Here is a 15,579-nt window from a genome sequence, read left to right as displayed (position 1 = left end):
CCTCTTTCTATCAGTACATTGCCGTTAGCTTCGTGCCGCAACAAATCTCCTCGCGAAATTCAGCGCTTCGCGGATTGTTACATCCATATCAAGATAGCGGTAGGTGCCAAGCCGCCCGAGGAAGCTCACCCCATCTTCCGCTGCGGCCAACGCTTCATATTGGCTGAGCAGCGCTTTCTCTTCCACCAGACGGATTGGGTAATAGGGGATATCATCTTCGCCACAGGCGCGGGCAGATTCGCGGTAAAGCACTGATCCTTCGTGGCTCTCCCAAGGAGCGAAATGCTTGTGTTCGGTAATCCGGGTCCAAGGCACCTCAGCATCACCATAGTTCATCACAGCGCAGCCTTGGTAATCACCCTCATGGGTGAACCGCTCGAAATCCAACGTGCGGTAGCCAAGCCGCCCAAGCTTCGCGTTAAAGTAGCCATCCAACGGGCCGGTCCATATCAAATGGTCGGCGCGGTCTGCCATATCTTCCGAATAGGGCGTGTTGAGATGTAAATCGATGCCGGGATGGTCGAGAATAGCAGCAACCATAGCAGTATAGCCTGCCTCGGGCATGCCTTGGAACGTATGTGCGAAGTAATTGTCGTCATAGTTAAAGCGCAGTGGCAGACGTTTGAGGATTGATGCCGGCAGGTCGCGTGGCGAACAGCCCCATTGTTTTTCCGTATAGCCTTTGAAAAAGGCCTCATAGAGTGCGGGGCCTACGAAACGTAGCGCCTGCTCTTCGAAACTTTGCGGATCGGTGATGGTACGATCGGCCTGTGTCTCTTCGATAAAGGCGCGGGCCTCGTCGGGGCGGAAGGTTTTGCCGAAGAACTGGTTGATCGTATGCAGGTTCACCGGCAAGGAGTAGACGGCCCCGTCAACGGTGCTTTTGACCCTGTTGCGATAGGGGCGAAAGAGCGCAAAGCTGTTGACGTAATCCCAGACTTCAACGTCATCGGTGTGGAAAATATGCGGCCCGTAGTGATGCACCATGACCCCGGTTTGATCACAGCGGGCGGTATGGCAATTGCCGGCGAGATGATCGCGGCTTTCCACCACGGTGATCTTATGTCCAGCTTCGGCTAATGTCCGCGCGGTAACGGCACCGGACAGGCCAGCACCGATGATGAATATATGCATGTAAGAGAACCTATTTTGACGCTTCTTCACCATAAAATAGAAACGATCCGTAGTAAAATTACTTAAGCGCTTGGAGGCTATGGGCTTTTTAGAGGTGGCACAGACAACCCTCGGGTTAACTACCATAATGGCCGGTCTGGTGTTATTTCCAACCGTCGGCAATTATTCTGTCCAAGGTCGAGTGAGCTACTCCCCATTTGTTGGACAGGATCTGGCGTAGTTTAAGCTACTCTTTGCACTTGCTGATCGTGGTTGGTTGTTTCAATTCTCTGCCAATAGACCACAGCAGGTGGTTTGCCGCCAAGGGCAGAATGCGGGCGCTTGTGGTTGTAGAACTCGATCCATTTTCTGACGCCATCTCGGGCCTCTGACCCGGTTTCCCAGGCATGCAGGTAGACGCATTCATACTTCAGTGACCGCCACAGCCGTTCGACAAAGATATTGATCCCTTGCCCGGCAGGGTATCGCGCAGCGATGTCCCGAGAGGGGAGGAAGCGGCCCTTGCCGTCCATTGAGATGCGCACGTTTGCGCTCCGCAACCTGTTCGTCCAAGCGAAAGACGTGAACTGGCTGCCCTGGTCCGTGTTCATTATGTCTGGCGGGCCGAACTTGTGGATCGCCTCATTCAGCGCATCAACGCAGAAGCCAGCCTCCAACGTGTTCGAGATGCGCCACGCCAGAACCTTGCGCGTGTGCCAATCCATGATGGCCACCAGATAAAGGAAGCCGCGCCGCATCGGTAGATATGTGATGTCGGCGCACCAAACTTGATTTGGCCGATCCACGCGTAGCCCCCGCAGCAGGTAGGGGTAAATCTTGTGACCCTTCGCCGCCTTGCTCGTGTTGGGTTTCTGGTAGATCGGCATGAGACCCATCAACCGCATAAGGCGTCGGATGCGCTTTTCGTTCACCAGATGCTGTTCATTGCGCAGGTGCCACGTCATTTGGCGCACACCGTAAAACGGGGTTTCCAAGAACTGCTTATCGATGACGCGCATCAGATCGAGGTTCATCTCGCTCTCACCCTTGGGTTCATAGTAAAATGACGACCGCGAGATCGACAGCAGGGAACATTGCTTGCCGACGGACAGACCCGGAATGTTCGGCTCAATCATCTTGCACCTCACTTGCCGGTCCAGGGTTTGAGCTTTCTGGCCAAAAAATCGTTGGCGACGGCCAACTCCCCAATCTTGGCATGCAGGCCTTTGACCTGCTCTTCATCGACTTCCGGTGCCTTCCGGCTACCTCGCTCGAACACACCAGATGCGCCCTCAAGCAATGCACGTTTCCATTGATGGATCATCGTCGGGTGAACTCCAAACCGACTGGCCAGCTCGCTGACAGTCTCTTCGCCTTTCAGCGCTTCCAACGCCACCTTGGCTTTGAATTCTGGGTGATGTTGCTTCCGTTTCGACATTCCTGATCTCCTTCGTGTTGAAGATCAGCAAACTACAAATCGCAGCTTACGTCAGTGTCCGATGTTCGGGGGGTAGCTCATCTAGTCAGAAATGTAGAAATGGGCCTAACTAAATTTTCCAAGCTCAATAGGGAAATTACTAGATAACATGGAATACATTTCATCTAAACTTTCTAAGAAGGCTAGATGAAATAGATCATATGGTAAACTCCTGCAGCCGTATTGATTCACTTCAATGTAAACGGAAAATTCAAAAATCCCATGTTAAATCCCCATATTAGTTGCACTAAGGATGGTAAATAAAAATTATTCATTTGGCTTATGCCACTACCCAAAAGTACACCCTCATTAACCATATCTATGATAAAACCATAAATCGAATAGCATGATCATCTTCTAACATTACATCTACCCACTTAGTCCTATCTAAAATCGCACAATCTCCGCTTATCAAATTGAGTGTGGCTCCTTCAGAATATTTTCAGGACTTCACTTGTATGGATAGTCCTTGGGAACAATAGGTGAGATTGGGTACGATGCTTGAAAGAACATTCACAGCTACGAATAGCACGAGTCAAATTCATACCTTCGGGTCTGGGATAAACTGGGAATTAGATCATTGGGATAACCTTGATTTTTCACGTATTACCGATTTTTCTCACGGGCATCATGCAAGGGCTGGGGGAGGTTATGACACTTTCAACTTTAGCAACATAAGTAATGTATCCTCTATCATTGTTGGACGCTTGGAAGATTTTGATCCTTCGCGTGACGATATTAGAATAGAGGGTGAACTAGTTCATCTTGATAACTTACCAAGTAATGTGAGACTCGTTGAATTCAACGGTAGTCATGACGATGTCAATGCGCAGGCGCAGCAGTGGATTTTAATTGCAACTCCATCGGGTGGACATATTTTTTATGCACTAGAGGGTGCCCGAGTTGATATGGATGGAAATGGTGAATCAAATTCGGGTAACCACGAGCGGCATTTTATAATGGAGCATCAGCTTCCTGACTTTACCGCACTTAGCGATGTGACATATGCAGACCCTCAAAATTTCGTTCCTTCTGGGTATGCAGCCGATGGGGGGATCACGGTGAATGACATTGATTCGAGCATGGAGGATGTCCTCGAGGTAATCGAAGGCTCCATATCCGGCGACCTTATCGCCGCCGGATTAAACGATGACATTGTGCATGGTTTTTCTGGAAATGACCAAATTTGGGGGGGTGACGGGAATGACGCTATGTCTGGTGGGAGTGGCGAAGATACGATCTTCGGTGGAAATGGGCATGATACACTATCTGGCGGTGGCGGGTCGGATGATATGCTCGGAGGGACGGGAAACGATACATATGTGGTAGATAGCTTTGGAGACAGGATCTTTGAGCGGCTTGGACAAGGTCAAGATCGAGTTGAGTCTTCAATTTCTTTCGCCCTACGAGCCCACAGCCAGCATCTAGAAACACTGACCTTAACCGGTACCGAAGATATTTCAGGCACCGGGAACCGCCAAGCCAACGTCATTCAAGGAAACGATGGGGATAACGTCCTAAACGGTGCATGGGGAAATGATGTACTTATCGGGGGAGCAGGCAATGATACTTTCCGAGATGACGGTGGTGCAGATCGTATGCTCGGGGGGGTGGGAAATGACACTTACAGGGTTGATAGCATCGGTGATCGGGTAGTGGAACTTAGGGGCCAAGGAACTGATCATGTTGATGCCTCCGTGTCGTTTTCGCTTCGGTCTCATAGCCAGCATATCGAAACACTGTCGCTAACGGGCAGAAGTAACATTAATGCTACCGGAAATGGCCAAGCTAATACTATCACGGGGAATGGAGGGGATAATCTTCTAAATGGCGCCTGGGGTAATGACCTCCTAATCGGAGGTGCCGGAAACGATACCTTTAGAGACGATGGCGGCGCAGATCGGATGCTCGGAGGCAGCGGCGATGATATTTATTTTGTTGATCACGGCGAAGATCGAATTGTTGAAATGCAAGGACAAGGAAATGACCAGGTTGAAGCATCCGTTTCGTTTTCTCTGCGAGCTCACAGCCAACATTTAGAAACACTGTGTCTCACAGGTGCCGATGACATAAGCGGCACCGGGAATGGGCGAGCTAATACTATTAGAGGAAATGATGGAAACAATGTGCTAAATGGCGCCTGGGGGAATGACCTCCTGATCGGCGGTGCAGGCAATGACACTTTTCGAGATGACGGCGGTGCAGACCAGATGGTTGGGGGGACCGGAAATGACACCTATCGCATTGATCACGCTCAAGACCGGATCGTAGAGCTTCAAGGGCAAGGAAATGACCATGTCGAAGCGTCAGTATCGTTCTCCTTGCGAAGCCAAAGTCAGCATCTTGAGACGCTAACCTTATTTGGCTCAGATAGCATCGACGGCACCGGGAATGCCCGAAATAATACCCTCATTGGAAATCGTTCAGACAATCGTCTGGATGGCGCTTGGGGTGATGACAGCATTGACGGGGGCGGGGGGGATGACATTCTTGCAGGCGGCAGAGGTGCTGATACCTTCGTCTTTCGCGAAGGCTTTGGCCAAGATTTAATATCCGATTTTGAGTTGGACCAAAGCGGAGAAGTAATCAATTTGGGGTTAATATCATCGATATCAAGCTTTGATGACCTATTAAACAACCACATTCGGAATATTGATGGGCAAGCTGTAATTAATGATGATTTAGGGAACACAATACAAATACAAGGTGTAAGAGTAGAAGACCTCGCAGCCGATCACTTTGTTTTTTGATGTTAGCTTAAAGTCAAACGTTGTCCGCGTCCTTTCATAGAAAAGGGCGCGGTTCTTGATATGCCCCTGCCGACCTCTTGCTTATGATAAAAGTCTGCGGATTTGATTTTGGTAATCGTTAGTTTCGGGCTTGGCAAGCGCGGCGGGCGGCGAGCCTTCAAATATCGCAAGCGCCCGCCACGCTTGCCAGGATGTTTAGTTCTCGAACGAAGGGTGCGGCCTGATATTGTGTAAGCGTATCGCCATAGCGTCTGCATGCGTCGTTCTGTGATACTGAGTTTCTTGTAAACGGTTCCCATACCGATTCCTCTGATTAGATAAACCACTGTTTTCTAACAAGAGTCGCGCTTGAGGGTAGCGCGCGCCTGTGGAATCTCAAGACACGTTGCGACGCGCTCCTCTATCTCATTTTCATCAGTTCTTCTCTGAAGGCTTCCGTTGGTGTGCGCCAGCTCAGGCACTTTCTTGGTGTGCCATTCAAGCGGTCGCAAATCGACTTCATGTCTCGATTTGAGAGCGTGGCCACAGGTGCATCGCGTGGCAGATACCGCCGTGCGCGTTTATTCAAATTCTCGACAGCACCCTTTTGCCACGGAGCCTGCGGATCGCAGAACCACGCCTCGGTTCCGATACCGGGCTTCAGCTTGCGCCAGTCGCGGAACTCGATCCCTCGATCAAAGGTGATCGATTTTCGCGCAGGCTGGGGCAGGGGTTCCATCACACCCATCAGCTTGTTCATTAAATGCGTCGACTGCGGTCGTTGTTGCGGAACAGAACGGCAAAGCGGGTTTTGCGTTCCACCAGCGACGCAATATTGGTTTTACCCTGCGCTCTCTCAAAAATCATGAGGTCGCCTTCCCATTCACCAAATGTTTCGCGGGTTTTAACATAGTCAGGCCGCTGGTGAATCGACCGATCTGGTGGGAAAGCAAGACCTCGAGGTGTTCGCCTGCGTCTTGGTTGCCGCTTCTTACGGCGATGCGGTAGATACCGCGCCAATTCTTCGGACTGGCCATCGGGTCCGTAAATGTAGGCATAGATCGTCTCGTGGCTGACACGAAGTTTCTGGCCGTCCAACTGAAGTCGACCCGCGATCTGTTCCGGAGACCAGCCAACTTTGAGCTGTTTAATCACGGCATCTCGCAATTCAATAAACCGCACCAGCTTGCGCCGACGCGCGCGCCGGTCGACGGCGGACCTCTGCGCGGTCACACCGTAATAACCACTAAGATTGGGGAGCTCTTTATCAATGTATCTGTTCCGCTTGATCTCACGAAACCCGGTCGAACGATGTCTCCCAATCTCAACTGCAATCTTGTTCACTGACATCTTCGCGTTCAACATGTCTTCAATCGTGCGTCTTTCACGCAATCCTAACTCTGTGTGGGCCGTGTCCGTTCTTCTTGCTTTCCAGCAAGATAGGGGATTTGTCGCAACCCACGTGTGGATGCCCCGGTTTATGTGGGTGATTGTTTCGACGTTTAGATAGCATGATCGGGTGCAGTCACGTGTCCGGCCTGTTTGTGCAGCACACTTGGCTGCTGGCCCTTATGGAGATGCGCGAACTTGGCTCCAAATCAGTTTATCGGGCTCGAAGCCGCGAAGGGTTGCACTGGTTTTTCCATGTTCGTTCTCGTCGATCCGCTTTCCTTAGTCGATCCTTTCGTCCTCACATACCTGCCGGTATCCGTGGGTCTGCCGCTAAGCGACGGCCCCGCGAATGCGATAAATCTGGCCCGTCATCAACATGGCCCAAAGCCTCCGAGCCATGCGGTTTGCCAAAGCAACAGCAACAACCATACGGGGGCGTGTTTCAAGCATACGCGCTAACCATGGTTCGGCACAACGCTTCCATCGTTCGATGGAATTGATGACGGACATTGCACCGATGATCAGCAACCGCCTCACATCTTTCTGGCCCATTTTTGTAATTCGCCCCAACCGTTCCTTACCACCTGTCGAATGCTGTCGAGGTACAAGACCAAGCCATGCTGCAAAATCCCGCCCCGTGCGAAAGTTTTTGGCGGGAGGACAGAAGGCCGAAATTGCGATGGCGGACATCGGGCCGACGCCAGGCATCGTTTGCATAAGCCGCGTTTCCTCTGACGTTTTTGCATGCATCTTGATGGAATGATCCAGACCTTCGACTTCTGCGCTGATAGTCTCGATCTGCGCTAGGAGCCGTTCCGCCAAGCCTTTGGCTTCGTCGGGCAGTTTATGTGCCTGTTCCTCTACTTCTCGTTTGAGAATATCAGCGTTCCGAATGCGTAGCCGCAGCACAATCCCAAACTCCGCCAAGTATCCGCGAAGCGAATTGATAAGCTGGGTGCGCTGCCGCACGAACAATTCGCGCGTCCGAAACAACATCGCCTGTGCTTGCTGTTCCGGGGCTTTCACTGGGACGAAGCGCATTGAGGGACGCATCGCGGCTTCTGCAATGGCCTCTGCATCGACAACATCACTCTTGTGGCGTTTGACAAACGGTTTCACATATCGTGCCGGTACCAATCGAACCTCATGACCTGCAGCAAGCGCTTCACGCCCCCAATGATGGGCGGACGCGCACGCTTCCATCGCAAAAATGCAACTTGGGTGCTCATTTAGAAACTTATTGAACTGAGGCCGGCTCAGCTTTCTACGGTATAAGACTTTACCTGCGGCATCAGCGCCGTGTATTTGAAAAACGCGCTTCGCCAGGTCGATACCGATGATAAATGCTTCTGACATTTGTTCCTCCTGCAAGACGTCCGCACCACCATGGCTCGGACGGTTCTATAATGAACCAGCAGGAGGGGCATCCAATCCATCAGTTTAGAATGTGCCCTCGCTACATAGAAACTGCCTATAGGGTTAATTATGCTATTGTAAAAGCGTCTATCTGAGAAGTTGGAAATATAGGCAGCGGTACCAATTGAGTGCTCGAACTGAGGTGCTTCTAGATTTGTAGACGCTTTGCCCCCTAACTTTGATGCGAGGAGGCCGACATGGTGACAAGCAATTACAGCGACGATTTAAAGCGCGATGCGGTGCATCAGATCACGGTGCGGGGGTATCCGTTTCGGGAGGTGTCCCGGCGATTAAACTGAATAAGGCAGGTGTCTAGGAAACTAGGGGCATTTCAAGGGGCTATTCGGTGCTTGACCAACACGATTTGCGGACACCCCCTAAAACTTAACTGACCTTACACGCTCTACGTAGGAGTGCGGCATTATTCTTTGCAGAAATCACAGTAAAGCCGTTTTCAAGAAGGTAAGGCATAGCCAGGGTGCCTTTGGCAGACCAAGTACCTTCAATAGACACCCACGTATCGTCAAAGCAAATTAGCCCGTCAGGTGCCAGTTTCTCTTTCAATTCCTTGGCGCAGAGCAAATGCATTTCGTGGCAGGCAATTTCGTCGATGCGGGAGCCAAGAAACTTGACGTATCGATCCTGCCGGACCTCAGAATGGTTACCATGGTCAAAATCATAGGCATCGAGAAAGATGTAATCAATCACCCCATCGTATTGCTTCAGAAAGTCTTCGCCCTTCGCGCAAATTGCTCTGAAGGGAAGTCCTTGGTGAAAGAACATGCGCGCGGCGTTGCGGGTGTTACGCGGATCCATATCAACCGTCAAGAAGTCTAACCCATTCTGAAGACAAAACTGGGCAAGCTTTTGCGTCGATCCCTGACCCGGCACTAACTCGCGCGTGGTTCCGATTTCGACAAGAAGCTTCTTGCGTTCCGCATGTAGTAAGTCTTCTTTAGAAAGCCCTGACATCAATAGGCTATGTCCATGGTCTTTGGTGTCCTCTCCCGAGGTGGATGTGACAATCCCAGATAGGCTCTCTTTTGTTGTGGTATCCAGCACGCCCGGTGCGAGGGCATCGGCTGCCAGCGCGCGCAGTGTGCCTCTCTTCACATTCAAATCCGCATAGGCAGCGGCGGCGAGAATGCTTAACCAAGGAGCTTTGGGAGAGCTAAAGGAAAGCGCGCTGCCGATAAAACTGAGCGCGTTCATCCTTTCACCCAATAGTGAGAAATGCTCGGCCGCAGCCAGATGAGCCAGTCCTTGATCAACGCGGGTGAGCTGATCACAGACGCGGTCAAAAGTATCTAGGAAATTTTTGCCCTCATCTGTCGCACAGTGATCAAGGACATCGCGCACCGCCGAAAGATCCAGAGGCGAAGAATCGGGATTATAAGCGCTATATACGAAAGCCGCACGCTCGAGAAAAGTCGAAATGACCGCCGGGCGTTCTGGCGAAGAGGAATTGTAGGAGCTGTAAAGCACAGGTGCTTCTGGTGCCCGCGCCGGAAGCTCTGGCAATCGATCGGCTTTGTACCCCAATCGCTCGCAAAGGAACTCATAGCTCTCCCCACCATTGAAGTATGGCGGTACGTGAATTAGACCTGTTTCAAATGGGGGGGATTCTGAAACAGCTTGAGCACTGCGCGGAAGATTCAACGCGCCGCTGACCCATTCATCAACATCTACAGCCCCGTCAGATTGGAAACTGTCAATTCCTTCAAGGTGAGCAAGCCCCTCTGCAAGCTTATCACAAAATGAAGTAAGCGTGGTTCCCCCCAGCGTCGCTGTGTGGAATGCCGTGTAAGGATGGCGTAGCAATAGAGCCCCCGCATCGGGGCTCAATTCCTTTGGCAGGACTATATCAGGCGTTGCAATCACGACGAAAGGTCGCTGCGCCCCACGCTGCTGTTTCACCCAGTCGGCGAGACCCGCGCTGTCATCTTCTTGCGCGCTCATTCGCCACACCGCGACCGCGGGGAACCGAGACGCCCACCACGCGCGGGAAAGTTCGGGCGCCCCCGGCATGGCCCAAAGCATAGCGAAATGGCCGTTTTTCTTGGAAATGTTACCAACAAAGGACTCACATTGCTCCAGCAAACTGGCAAGCGGCAAAGCCGGTGGCGTGGGCGCACGGTCCAGGACTGTGCCTTCTTGGTCGATCAGAATCAACAGGTCTTCAAACAGGGCCAACGCTTCATTGGCAGAGGGATCAGTCACCGCCCTGCCCCGCGCGTTTCTTCTATTCATTGATATTTCCTGCCTTCGTTTTCGGAGACTTGGTCGACTCTTTGTTTAAAATCGAAGAGGCTTGGGTGGGAGAGGTTATCTTTCGAACCTGTTCGGCAGCTTCGCGTAATTTGGGGGTCAATTGCTGTAGCAACTGTCGGAGTTTTTGGTTCTCCTCCTCAATGGCCTTGTTGCTTGATCTGAGAATATCCTTCTCAGATTGCAAGGTTTCCTGAACGGCTGTGGCGCGGCGCAGGTCCAAACGCAACTGCTGAGCTTCATAGCTTAAGCGCGTGGTTTTCTCAGTGCTCAGAGCATGCTGGACCGTATTGTCCTTGCGTAACTTTTTCAGCGCCTCTTCCATCTGCGCGACTTTTCCATGTCCCGCATCCCGCTCTTTAGTCAATTGCTGAATTTCTTTAGCCCGCAAATCTGCACTCTGTTTATGCTGAGATACAATCTCATCATGGGCCGCTAGTTCAGTCGTCAGGCGATCGGCTTCCTTGTCGCGAACCTTGATGTCTTGAGCCAAATCATCCAGCTGCGCACGCAGGTTATTCACCAAGCGCGTACGCTGGTCCGATTTGAATCGGTAAACCGGCCAATTAGGGTCTGCGTCATCATAGATTTCGCCAGCTGACAGCGCCTGCTTTTCAAGCATCTGCACCAGATCAACGGCAGCATGGGAACCCTCAAAAAAGGGCTCGTCCCCCGCGCGAAGATAGAGCGTATCGACCTTCTGCATCAGGCCAGAGGTTTCTAGGAACGCCAAGATCACGTGTTCCTGACCTGGACAGTCAATTATTACCGTAAAGGGTTCACGCAGATCCTTAAGTCGTGACGCCAGAATCTCGCCGGTCACCGCCGGAACGCTGATCATGCCAGTGGCTTTCAACCCCGGCAGGAGGGACTTCAAGGCCGAAGTTTCGGACGTCAGGCTATATAATTCGGGCAGGGAGTATTTGCGAAGCTCTAAATCGCCACTTCCTGTGCTTAGAACAGCGCCAATCCGCTCGTGTTGCAGCGCCTTGTCAAAAGCGGTGATCCGTTGGGCCTCTGCGAACGGGTCGACCCAAAAGGCTTTCTCCCAGCGTATGGGTAGCGCAGATAGTTGGGTTTTGAGACGGTCAAAGCTTCCCCAAGAGAAAACCACGAGGGAGCCGTAACCAGATGCAATATGTGAGTTCACGGTAGATTACCTTACTGGGCGAGTATTCCCTGTTCTACGAAAAACGACCATTTCTGCCCGCTGTTTTGACGTGGTTCTAGACCATTTGATGCTTTCTACTGGCTGGCATGCGATACATGTAACTTAACCTTTTGAAAGTGAAGGCGAACAGGATCTCCCGCGGGGACTTGAGACAGCGCCGTCTCTACAGTTGCCTTCAAATCGCCATTCAGGATCCTGTTGGATGTTGTATTGGGGTGCAAAAGCAACTCACTTGCGATCTGGCGCAAAGTCTCTGACGCTGAACCTCTCTCGGCCCCCTCAAGATGAGAATTTGGCAATGTATGAGCAGAGTTAGGCTTGAAAAGCGGCACCTCACCGCTGAAGTCTGAGCTTCTTAACAGAGTCTCATAGTCAACACGGTCAAACACTTCGAGCTTACCGCCCACGGTGGCATTATAGATCTTCCGCCCGACGGCAGAGAAGGCCAGGTCCGCCATCTTATAGTTCATTAGAACCCGATCAAGCTTTGGATCCTTCCAGGTTTTGCCAGCGCCAAAATAGTCTTTATGGAAATGGTTTGGGTCGTCCGTGTCTGACAGAAGAACGTCACCTGTCCGTTTATGGCTTATAGGGATCACATAATCGAAGTCCATGCCGATCAGGTAAACTTCCGTGAAACCCATGAAGTAGGCCAGTTGCAAATTAATGTACGTCACCGATTGCCCACAGTATAGAACATCTGTCGCGTCCGTGGAGAACCTCGGGACAGCATAATTGGGGGAGGTTTTCTCGTAGAATCCACGATTCATTTCAAAGAAGAATGTGTTGGCGCTCTTTGGGTGAAGATTCTTATAGATTGTGGGGAAGAACTTGAAAGGGGCATCATATGCCCGAATTTCTTCGATATTCTCTTTCATCACCGAACTGTCTTCCACCACATAAAAGTCGGGTCGGTATCCGGATTCCCTTGTCTTATAGTAGAAGGAATTAACCCCGAACGCATACTCATTTTCGAGTAGCGACAGGTCATGTTTATTTAAAGATGGGCCATTCCCGATAATGAAGCATCTTTTACCTAGATAGCGATTGTGAAACTGAGCAAGTTCACTTCGGTCCGGTTCTGGGACGCTCTTATAGACTTCGCGTTCTTTGTAGCCATTCAGGCCCTCAAAATCAGGCGGGAGAACGACATTATCCAAAATATGCACGGCGGGAGAGGTTACCCTCAGTCCGTTGACTGTTAGAGGCCCCCCACTTCTATATAATTCTGGATCACCAAAATCCTCTGAGCGTGCGAGCAACAATTCGAGCGTCTTTTCTCTAGATGAGTGCTGACAGTTCGTATGAATAAAATCGAATGGACCAAGTTTGGGGTCATACTGGCATTTATACTCAGCAGTTAAATGACCATAGATCTCCTTAAAGCGAACTCGCGCATCATCGTCCTTGTCATGATACAAATGGACATATGTTTGAGGGGAAATCCGAATGCGGTCTTTATTAATATGATTGAATATGGTAACGTCCATCGCACGGTCTTCACATGAATAACCTATATACTGTTCGAAGCCTTTTATCGCGAGATAGGAAGACCGATTCCAAATGACAACGCCTCCAGCCACTGTCACCGGGTTCTTGATCTTCCCGTCGTCCGAAAGGTGAGCGAGAGACATGCTCTCCATGATTTTGTTCGCTTCTTCTTTATCTGTATAGTAAATATTCAAATATGGAGAAACGACATCAATCCGAGAGTGGCAATCCATTACGTCGCGCAAAAAGTTAGCGCCGGTAAGTACATCTACGTCCATTAGGGCGACGACTTTAGCATCCTTGCAGAAATGCTTAACAGCGACGTTGTAGCACCAGCCTCGGTTGTACTCCGAAGGATTATAAATGAACTCGTGCCTCACATATTCTTTGGCTCCCAGTTCTTGCAAAGAGATATGACTGTCCGAGTCTTGCTCTATGATAAGAACGTCAAACAGGCTCTCATAATGGTAGTCGATCCAGCGAAGGAGAAATTTCAGATTTTCCAGTCTCTTAGGGTCGCGACGGTTATGCCGCGCACCAATGACGAGCGTCGCTAGGTATTCATCTGTAGTACCGGCGCTTTTCTTTATCGCGTCGTGTTTGGCGCGGATAATTCGTTCAATGCGCGGAAATTCAGAGAACTGACAATCGGGAATCGAGAACTCGGCTGTAGGGTTCATGTGGGTTTCCTCAAGTTCTAGACTATTCATAATCTCGCTATAGATATAGTCACTTCCATCTTTCGTTAGGTGAATGTTATCGCAAGTGTACTTCTTGATATCAGTATCGCTCCATTCGCGTAAGTCGATGACCGAGACACCTGATGCTTTCAATTCGGAAGCGAAAATATTGGAGTAGGAATGCGTAATGGAGATGTTCTTGGGGCGACCACGTTTAAAGTCTCCCTCCCACCCTGAAACAAAGCGGTTCGCAGAAATGAATAGTAAGTTTGGAATGGACTTGAGGCTATCAATAACCTTATATGCCATTTCCAAATTGTACATATTATTAGTTTTTTCGCCTTCATATATAACACTTAACGGCGTACTAAAGTGTGCGGTCATCTCGGTTTTGCCAAAGACCTTATCAAATATTGATTTCTTATTGTTCACTATTTTGCGAGAGTAATCGCGAGTATTTGCACCTATTCCGTCTCCATTAGATGTATTCTGATTATCGTAAAGGTCATTTTCTGCGCTGCTCGCAGGGCGGGGAGACCACTCAACAATACCCGTATATAGAATTACAGCATCGTATTCCTTAAGTTTCTCCGGATTGAACTGCTCTAGAAAATCTAGGGTGGTGGTCCACTTCATGGGGCAGAGATAGAGGTCGACATCCAGCCTGCTATCTTTTGCCAAACGCTCAGCAAAGATATCATGGGTCTGGCCGGCAGGCTTATGTTGACCCCGGCTATCCGTAAATAGAAGGACCTTCTTCTTTTCCGCAAAAATTTGGGGCATTGTAGTTCTCGTAAATTAGAAAGATATTAAGTTGATAGGGCGTAGCCATTGGGATTCTGCGATTGCCATTTCCAACAGCTTTTCGTCATATCCTCCATTCCATGTGTCGCTTTCCATCCTAAAAGCCTATTAGCTTTGCTTGGATCGGAAAAACAGGCAGCGATATCCCCTGCGCGCCGCGGAACATTTTTAAAGGGTAATTCCTTGCCGCAAGCTTTCGAGAATGCTGCGAGCATTTCCAAGACCGTACTGCCTTTGCCTGTACCGATATTGAAAACATCTGTTCCGCTATGTGCCTCAGCATAGTCCAATGCCGCGACGTGAGCCGCTGCCAAATCTACGACATGGATGTAATCACGCTCTCCCGTACCATCCCTAGTTTTGTAGTCAGTCCCAAATACTTCCAGATGAGAGCGGCGGCCTACTGCAACTTGTGATATGTAAGGCATAAGATTATTTGGGATATCTTTCGGGTCCTCCCCTATTCTTCCACTTTCATGGCTACCGACTGGATTAAAGTATCGCAGAAGAACGCCTGAAGTCCCGGCATTAGAACGCGTCCAGTCTGATATAATTTGTTCTGCCATGAGCTTCGTACGACCGTATACGTTGCTTGCCTTTAGCGGATGGTCTTCGTCAATTGGCAGGTAGTCGGGCTCGCCATATACAGTAGCGGAGGATGAGAATATTATCCGTGAGCAATTCGTCTGGGTCATTACGTCCAGAAGTACGAGCGTGCCGTTGATATTCGTATCGTAGTACATCAGCGGATGCTCTTCAGCTTCTCCGACTGCCTTGAGCCCCGCGAAATGGATTACTGCCTCTGGACGGAAGTCCTCAAAAGCCGTCAAGAGCACATTGCGGTCCCGGATATCCACCTGGATCACTTTGAAGTCTCGGTTTGAAAGGCTCCTTACACGCTTCAGAGCCTCGGGGGAGCTGTTAGAGAAGTTGTCTACAACACATATTTCATGATCTTGGGCAAGAAGCTCCAATATCGTATGCGTCCCAATATACCCTGCGCCGCCTGTCAGTAGAACCCGCATAAGCTTCCTTTCG

General features: G+C 50.3%; 8 protein-coding genes and 1 pseudogene. 1 reads left to right on the top strand and 8 read right to left on the bottom strand.

The window, feature by feature from the left end; translation table 11 throughout:
* Window positions 1–24: 24 nt before the first annotated feature.
* Window positions 25–1,134 (bottom strand): UDP-galactopyranose mutase, encoded by a 1,110-nt coding sequence (gene glf / locus B5M07_RS18815; protein ID WP_120352603.1) that lies wholly within the window; start codon window positions 1,132–1,134, stop codon window positions 25–27.
* Between the two features lie 221 nt (window positions 1,135–1,355).
* A protein-coding gene (locus tag B5M07_RS18810; protein ID WP_441351389.1) for an IS3 family transposase occupies window positions 1,356–2,551 on the bottom strand; the annotation gives its coding sequence in 2 pieces (ribosomal slippage) (window positions 1,356–2,299 and window positions 2,299–2,551; 1,197 coding nt in all).
* Window positions 2,552–3,087: 536 nt separating this feature from the next.
* Between B5M07_RS18810 and B5M07_RS19690 the strand changes: the two genes are divergently transcribed.
* Window positions 3,088–5,340, top strand: a complete 2,253-nt coding sequence (locus B5M07_RS19690) for a calcium-binding protein (RefSeq protein ID WP_120352602.1) — start codon at window positions 3,088–3,090, stop codon at window positions 5,338–5,340.
* A 400-nt stretch (window positions 5,341–5,740) separates the two neighbouring features.
* Here the strand turns inward: B5M07_RS19690 and B5M07_RS18800 are convergent.
* The 6 genes and pseudogenes from B5M07_RS18800 to galE all read right to left on the bottom strand — a co-directional run bounded on the left by B5M07_RS18800 (window position 5,741) and on the right by galE (window position 15,566).
* Window positions 5,741–6,684, bottom strand: a pseudogene (locus B5M07_RS18800) (IS30 family transposase).
* Window positions 6,685–7,041: 357 nt separating this feature from the next.
* Window positions 7,042–8,067 (bottom strand): IS110 family transposase, encoded by a 1,026-nt coding sequence (locus B5M07_RS18795; protein ID WP_120350619.1) that lies wholly within the window; start codon window positions 8,065–8,067, stop codon window positions 7,042–7,044.
* A gap of 444 nt (window positions 8,068–8,511) precedes the next feature.
* Entirely contained in the window at window positions 8,512–10,347 is a 1,836-nt protein-coding gene (locus tag B5M07_RS18790) for a class I SAM-dependent methyltransferase (RefSeq protein WP_162931920.1), read from the bottom strand.
* A gap of 22 nt (window positions 10,348–10,369) precedes the next feature.
* Window positions 10,370–11,545 (bottom strand): hypothetical protein, encoded by a 1,176-nt coding sequence (locus B5M07_RS18785; protein WP_120352600.1) that lies wholly within the window; start codon window positions 11,543–11,545, stop codon window positions 10,370–10,372.
* Window positions 11,546–11,640: 95 nt separating this feature from the next.
* Complete coding sequence (locus B5M07_RS18780; RefSeq protein ID WP_120352599.1) at window positions 11,641–14,520, bottom strand: 6-hydroxymethylpterin diphosphokinase MptE-like protein; 2,880 nt, start codon at window positions 14,518–14,520, stop codon at window positions 11,641–11,643.
* A gap of 26 nt (window positions 14,521–14,546) precedes the next feature.
* Window positions 14,547–15,566: a UDP-glucose 4-epimerase GalE gene (gene galE, locus B5M07_RS18775; protein ID WP_120352598.1), complete on the bottom strand. Its 1,020-nt coding sequence runs from the start codon at window positions 15,564–15,566 to the stop codon at window positions 14,547–14,549.
* Window positions 15,567–15,579: the final 13 nt, after the last annotated feature.

The sequence above is a fragment of the Sulfitobacter sp. D7 genome (assembly GCF_003611275.1).
Lineage (GTDB): Bacteria > Pseudomonadota > Alphaproteobacteria > Rhodobacterales > Rhodobacteraceae > Sulfitobacter > Sulfitobacter profundi.
This window is presented reverse-complemented; position numbering and strand designations above follow the sequence as displayed.

Bases quoted from the DNA above. Each gene is read 5' to 3' on its own strand.
- B5M07_RS19690 (WP_120352602.1), top strand. From the start codon at position 3,088: ATGCTTGAAAGAACATTCACAGCTACGAATAGCACGAGTCAAATTCAT.
- B5M07_RS18780 (WP_120352599.1), bottom strand. From the start codon at position 14,520: ATGCCCCAAATTTTTGCGGAAAAGAAGAAGGTCCTTCTATTTACGGAT.
- galE (WP_120352598.1), bottom strand. From the start codon at position 15,566: ATGCGGGTTCTACTGACAGGCGGCGCAGGGTATATTGGGACGCATACG.
- B5M07_RS18795 (WP_120350619.1), bottom strand. From the start codon at position 8,067: ATGTCAGAAGCATTTATCATCGGTATCGACCTGGCGAAGCGCGTTTTT.
- glf (WP_120352603.1), bottom strand. From the start codon at position 1,134: ATGCATATATTCATCATCGGTGCTGGCCTGTCCGGTGCCGTTACCGCG.